Genomic DNA, 5,660 nt, shown 5'->3' with positions numbered 1-5,660 from the left:
CCCGGCGCCCCCGGCCCCCCGCCGCATCCCGGGGGGGCCGCGCCCGCCCCCCCGGCCCCCCCCGCCCCCCCGGGGGGGCCGCCCCGCCGGGCGGGTCAGGACGTCGCGTCCGGCCTGAACATCGACGACGCCTTGCGCAGCATCTCGCGAGCGCGGCGACGGTCGCCGGCCGCGTCGTAGGCGAACGCCAGGTGGTACCAGACCTTCCAGTCGTCCGGGTCGCGCTCCACCGCAGCGCGCCGCTCCTCGAACGCGGCGTCGGCGGCCGTGCGGTCCACCCGGCCGCCGGGCGAGCGCGGCAGGTCGTCGACCGGCAGCTCGCCCGCGGCCGCGAGCAGGTCGGCCATGTGCTGCACCCGCGTCGCGAGACGGTACTCGCGCGCGATGAGCACGATGACGAGCAGCGGGATCACCAGCACGGCCAGGCCGATGGCGATCAGCACCGGCTCGCCGGTCCCGATCATCGAGACGCCGCGCCCGGCGATCTGCCAGACGTACAGCGCGAGCAGCGCGGTGACGGCGACCGCCCCCGCGAGCCCCCGCGGCAGGCGCCGGCGCGGCGCGTCGCTCACGACAGGTCCAGCACGTTCTCGAGGCCCACGGTCAGCCCGGGCCGGGAGACGACCTCGCGCACCGCCAGGAGCACGCCGGGCATGAACGACACCCGGTCGAACGAGTCCTGCCGGATCACCAGCTGCTCGCCGACGTTCCCGAACAGGATCTCCTCGTGCGCGACGAGCCCGCGCAGCCGGACGGCGTGCACGCGCACGCCGTCGACGTCGGCGCCGCGCGCCTCGAGGCCCGTCTCGGTGGCGTCAGGCATCGCGGCCAGGCCCGCCTCCCGACGCGCCCGCGCGATCGCGGCGGCGGTGTGCCGCGCCGTGCCCGACGGGGCGTCCACCTTGTCGGGGTGGTGCAGCTCGACCACCTCGGCCGACTCGAAGTACCGCGCCGCCTTCGCGGCGAACGTCATCGCGAGCACGGCGGACAGGCCGAAGTTCGGCGCGATGAGCACACCGAGCCCGTCCTGTCCGTCCCGCGTCGCGTTGACGCGCTCCAGGTGCTCCGTGACGCGGCCGCGCGAGGCGTCGTCCCACCCGGTCGTCCCGACGACGGCGTGGGCGCCGGCGTCGAGCACCGCGTGCACGTTGGCCTCCGTGGCGGCCGGCACGGTGAAGTCGATCGCGACGTCGGCGCCCGCCAGGGCGTCGGCGTCCACCGCGTCGCCCGCGTCGAGGCGCGCGACCAGCTCGAGGTCCGCCGCCTCCTCGACCGCCCGGCACACGGTGGCGCCCATGCGCCCCGCCGCGCCGAGCACGGCCACCCTGAGGGTCCTGCTCATGAGTCTGGTCTCCATTCGATGAGGTCGGCGGCCGGCACCCGGCCGCCGCACGGCACTCGGTCGCGGGACGGCGGTCAGTCGCCGAAGGGTCCCACGCGGACGACGGACCGCGGCCGCGCGGCCAGGTCGGCGGCGAGCTCGCGGACGTCGTCGACGGTCACGGCGCGGACCCGCTCGAGGGACTCCTCCAGGGTCAGTAGCTCGCCGTACACCAGCTCCGCCTTGCCCAGCCGGCTCATGCGCGACCCGGAGTCCTCCAGGCCCAGCACGAGCCCGCCGGAGAGCTGGCCGATGCTGCGCGCCAGCTCGGCGTCGGTGATGGGCTCGGTCGCCATGCGCTCCAGCTCGGCGACCAGCAGCTCGGTGACCTGGTCGACCTTCGCGGGCGAGCAGCCCGCGTACAGGCCGAACGTGCCGAGCCCGCCGTGACCGGAGGCGAACGAGTATGTGGTGTACGCCAGGCCGCGACGCTCGCGCACCTCCTGGAAGAGGCGCGACGACATGCCACCGCCCAGGACGGCGTTGAGCACGGACAGCGTGAAGCGACGATCGTCGGTGGCCGCGAGGCCCGTGGACCCCACGATGACGTTCGCCTGCTCCACCTGGCGCCGCACCGTGAGCTCGACGCCCTCGGTGGGGACGCCGACGGGGTCCGTGGCCGTCGGCCGCCGGTCGCGCGGGGCCGCCCCGGCGGCCAGGTCCCAGCCGCCGGTGCTCAGCGCGTCGGCCACCTGCCCGACGAGGGCGTCGTGGTCGACGCCGCCCGCGGCGGAGACCACCAGGGTCTCGGGCCGGTAGTGCCAGCGGTAGTGCTCCCAGACGGCGTCGCGCGGCACGGCACGGATCGTGTCCGGGGTGCCGCCGATCGGCCGGCCGAGCGGGTGCGTGCCGAGCACGGCGGCGGAGAACTCCTCGTGCACGACGTCGCCCGGGTCGTCGTCGTTCATCGCGAGCTCTTCGAGGATCACGCCGCGCTCGGTCTCGAGCTCGCCCTCGTCGAGGCGCGCCGAGGTGACCATGTCGGCGATGACGTCGACCGCCATCGGCAGGTCGGCGTCGAGCACGCGGGCGTAGTAGCAGGTGTGCTCCTTGCCCGTGGCCGCGTTGGCCTCGCCGCCGACGGCGTCGAAGGCCTCGGCGATGTCCATCGCGGAGCGCCGGGGCGTGCCCTTGAACAGCAGGTGCTCGAGGAAGTGCGTGGAGCCGAAGTGGCCGTCGGTCTCGTCGCGGGAGCCGACGCCGACCCAGGCGCCCACCGTGGCCGAGCGCAGGCCCGGCATCGACTCGGTGAGCACACGAACACCGCCGGGCAGGACGGTGCGACGGATCGTCGCACCGTCCTGCCCGGCGGTCAGGTCGGCACCGGGCTCGCCCGCGGGGACGAGCGGAAGGTGCCAGGACATCAGAGCGTCAGGCCTCCGCAGGGGTCTCGGCCGCGGCGTCGGCGGACTCGTCGGACTTCTCGTCCTCGGTCACCGCGACGAGCGAGAGCTTGCCGCGCGGGTCGATCTCACCGATCTCGACCTGGACCTTCTGGCCCACGGACAGCACGTCGTCGACGTTCTCGACGCGCTTGCCGCCCACGAGCTTGCGGATCTGGCTGATGTGCAGCAGTCCGTCCTTGCCCGGCGAGAGGGAGATGAACGCGCCGAACGACGTCGTCTTGACGACGGTGCCGACGAAGCGCTCGCCCACCTCGGGGACGTGCGGGTTGGCGATCGCGTTGATCGCCGCGCGGGCGGCCTCGGCCGAGGGGCCGTCGGTGGCGCCGATGTAGACGGTGCCGTCGTCCTCGATGGAGATGTCCGCGCCCGTCTCCTCCTGGATCTGGTTGATCATCTTGCCCTTGGGCCCGATGACCTCGCCGATCTTGTCGACCGGCACCTTCACGGAGATGACGCGCGGGGCGTTCGGGGACATCTCGTCGGGCACGTCGATCGCCTCGGCGAGCACCTCGAGGATGGTCAGGCGCGCGTCGCGGGCCTGGGTCAGCGCGCCGGCCAGGACCGAGGCGGGGATGCCGTCGAGCTTGGTGTCGAGCTGGATGGCCGTGACGAACTCGCTGGTGCCGGCGACCTTGAAGTCCATGTCGCCGAACGCGTCCTCCGCGCCCAGGATGTCGGTCAGCGCGGCGTAGCGGGTCTCACCGTCGACGGTGTCGGAGATGAGGCCCATCGCGATGCCCGCGACCGGGGCCTTCAGCGGCACGCCGGCGTTGAGCAGCGAGAGCGTCGAGGCGCAGACGGAGCCCATCGAGGTGGAGCCGTTCGAGCCCAGCGCCTCGGACACCTGGCGGATCGCGTAGGGGAACTCCTCGCGCGAGGGCAGCACGGGCACGAGGGCCCGCTCGGCCAGCGCGCCGTGACCGATCTCGCGGCGCTTCGGGCTGCCGACGCGGCCCGTCTCGCCCGTGGAGAACGGCGGGAAGTTGTAGTTGTGCATGTAGCGCTTGCGCGTGACCGGCCCGAGCGAGTCGATCTGCTGCTCCATGCGCAGCATGTTCAGCGTGGTGACGCCCAGGATCTGGGTCTCGCCGCGCTCGAACAGGGCGGAGCCGTGCACGCGCGGGATGACCTCGACCTCGGCGGACAGGGTGCGGATGTCCGCGAGCCCACGACCGTCGATGCGGACGCCCTCGGTGAGGACGCGCTGGCGGATGAGCTTCTTCTGCAGCGCGCGGTACGCGGCCGACAGCTCCTTCTCGCGGCCCTCGAAACGCTCGCCGAGCGCACCCAGCAGGCCCTCCTTGAGCTCGTCCAGGCGGTTCTCGCGGTCCTGCTTGTCCGCGATCGCGAGCGCGTCGCGCAGCGTCGTGGAGACCTCGTCCTCGACGGCGGCGAACGCGTCGTCCTGGTAGTCGAGGAAGACCGGGTAGTCCTTGACCTCCTTGGCCGCCTGGGCGGCGAGCGAGGCCTGGGCCTCGCACAGGGCCTTGAGGAACGGCTTCGACGCCTCGATGCCCTGGGCGACGACCTCCTCGGTCGGCGCGGCGACGCCCTCGGTCTTGATGAGCTTCCAGGCGTCGTCGGTCGCCTCGGCCTCGATCATCGCGATGGCGACGTCGTCGCCCACGATGCGGCCGGCCACGACCATGTTGAACACGGCGCGCTCGAGGTCCGAGTACTTCGGGAACGCGACCCACTGGCCGTCGATCAGCGCGACGCGCACACCCGCGACCGGGCCGGAGAACGGCAGGCCGGAGATCTGCGTGGACGCCGACGCGGCGTTGATCGCCAGCACGTCGTAGGCGTCGTCCGGGTGGATGGCCAGGACGTCGATGACGACCTGGACCTCGTTGCGCAGGCCCTTGACGAACAGCGGGCGCAGCGGGCGGTCGATGAGGCGGCAGGCCAGGATCGCCTCCGTCGAGGGACGACCCTCACGACGGAAGAACGAGCCGGGGATCTTGCCGGCGGCGTACTGCCGCTCCTCGACGTCCACCGTGAGGGGGAAGAAGTCGAACTGGTCCTTGGGGTGCTTGCCGGCCGTCGTGGCCGACAGCAGCATCGTCTCGCCGTCCAGGTACGCGGCGACGGAGCCGGCGGCCTGGCGGGCGAGGCGGCCCGTCTCGAAGCGGACGGTGCGGGTGCCGAAGCGGCCGTTGTCGATGACGGCCTCGGCGAACTGGATCTCGGGACCCTCCACGGGTGCCCTCCTTGATCTCGAGGGCGCCGCCGCGGCTCGGCGGTCTTCGATCGAGGCCCACGGAGCCGGGCCCGACCCGATGGTCGGACGGTTCGGGAGGCCACTACCGAGGACCGGACGAGGATCCGGCGGCGCGATGGTGGTTATGACAGGGACATCACACCAGACCAGCCCGGCCCCCGCGAGGGTGACCGGGCTGGTCGGCAGAGTCAGCGGCGCAGGCCGAGGCGCTGGATCAGCGCGCGGTAACGCTCGATGTCGATCTTCTGCAGGTAGGCCTGCAGGCGGCGGCGCTGGCCGACGAGGAGCAGCAGGCCACGACGCGAGTGGTGGTCGTGCTTGTGCTCCTTGAGGTGCTCGTTCAGGTCGTTGATGCGCTGCGTGAGGAGCGCGATCTGCACCTCGGGCGAGCCGGTGTCGCCCTCGTGAGTGGCGTACTCGGTGATGATGGACTGCTTGGTGGCAGCGTCGAGCGGCATGGCTCTCCTTCGGTGTCGTTGCGCGGTGCTCCGGGACTCGTTCACCGGGGCGCTCTGGATCCGCGGCCGTTCGTACGGCCCCACCATGCTACCAGCGCGGCGCCCCCCCGGGAAGCGCCGGCGGGGCGACCGGTGGCACGCAACAGCCGGGGGGGGGGGGGTCGCCGGCGTTGCCCCCCCGGCGCCCCGACACC

5 protein-coding genes are annotated in these 5,660 nt (G+C 73.1%); all 5 read right to left on the bottom strand.

Going from position 1 to position 5,660, the window contains the following annotated elements:
* Positions 1-95: 95 nt before the first annotated feature.
* The 5 genes from ACFQ8E_RS07415 to rpsO all read right to left on the bottom strand — a co-directional run bounded on the left by ACFQ8E_RS07415 (position 96) and on the right by rpsO (position 5,466).
* Positions 96-572, bottom strand: coding sequence for a tetratricopeptide repeat protein (locus tag ACFQ8E_RS07415; RefSeq protein WP_430549923.1), 477 nt, complete (start codon positions 570-572; stop codon positions 96-98).
* Entirely contained in the window at positions 569-1,342 is a 774-nt protein-coding gene (gene dapB / locus ACFQ8E_RS07410; RefSeq protein WP_430549922.1) for a 4-hydroxy-tetrahydrodipicolinate reductase, read from the bottom strand. The genes ACFQ8E_RS07415 and dapB overlap by 4 nt, the downstream gene beginning before the upstream one ends.
* 74 nt (positions 1,343-1,416) lie before the next feature.
* A complete protein-coding gene (locus ACFQ8E_RS07405) occupies positions 1,417-2,745 on the bottom strand; it encodes a M16 family metallopeptidase (RefSeq protein ID WP_430549921.1) in 1,329 nt (442 codons plus the stop codon).
* Between the two features lie 7 nt (positions 2,746-2,752).
* Positions 2,753-4,987 carry a polyribonucleotide nucleotidyltransferase gene (locus tag ACFQ8E_RS07400; protein ID WP_430549920.1) on the bottom strand — a complete coding sequence of 745 codons (2,235 nt, stop codon included), beginning with the start codon at positions 4,985-4,987 and terminating at the stop codon, positions 2,753-2,755.
* Between the two features lie 209 nt (positions 4,988-5,196).
* Positions 5,197-5,466 carry a 30S ribosomal protein S15 gene (gene rpsO, locus ACFQ8E_RS07395; RefSeq protein ID WP_429762254.1) on the bottom strand — a complete coding sequence of 90 codons (270 nt, stop codon included), beginning with the start codon at positions 5,464-5,466 and terminating at the stop codon, positions 5,197-5,199.
* Between the last annotated feature and the right edge of the window lie 194 nt (positions 5,467-5,660).

This window comes from Isoptericola sp. NPDC056573, from assembly GCF_042793335.1.
Classification (GTDB): Bacteria; Actinomycetota; Actinomycetes; order Actinomycetales; family Cellulomonadaceae; genus Isoptericola.
Note: the sequence above shows the minus strand (reverse complement) of the source record. Positions and strands in the feature narration are given on the sequence as shown.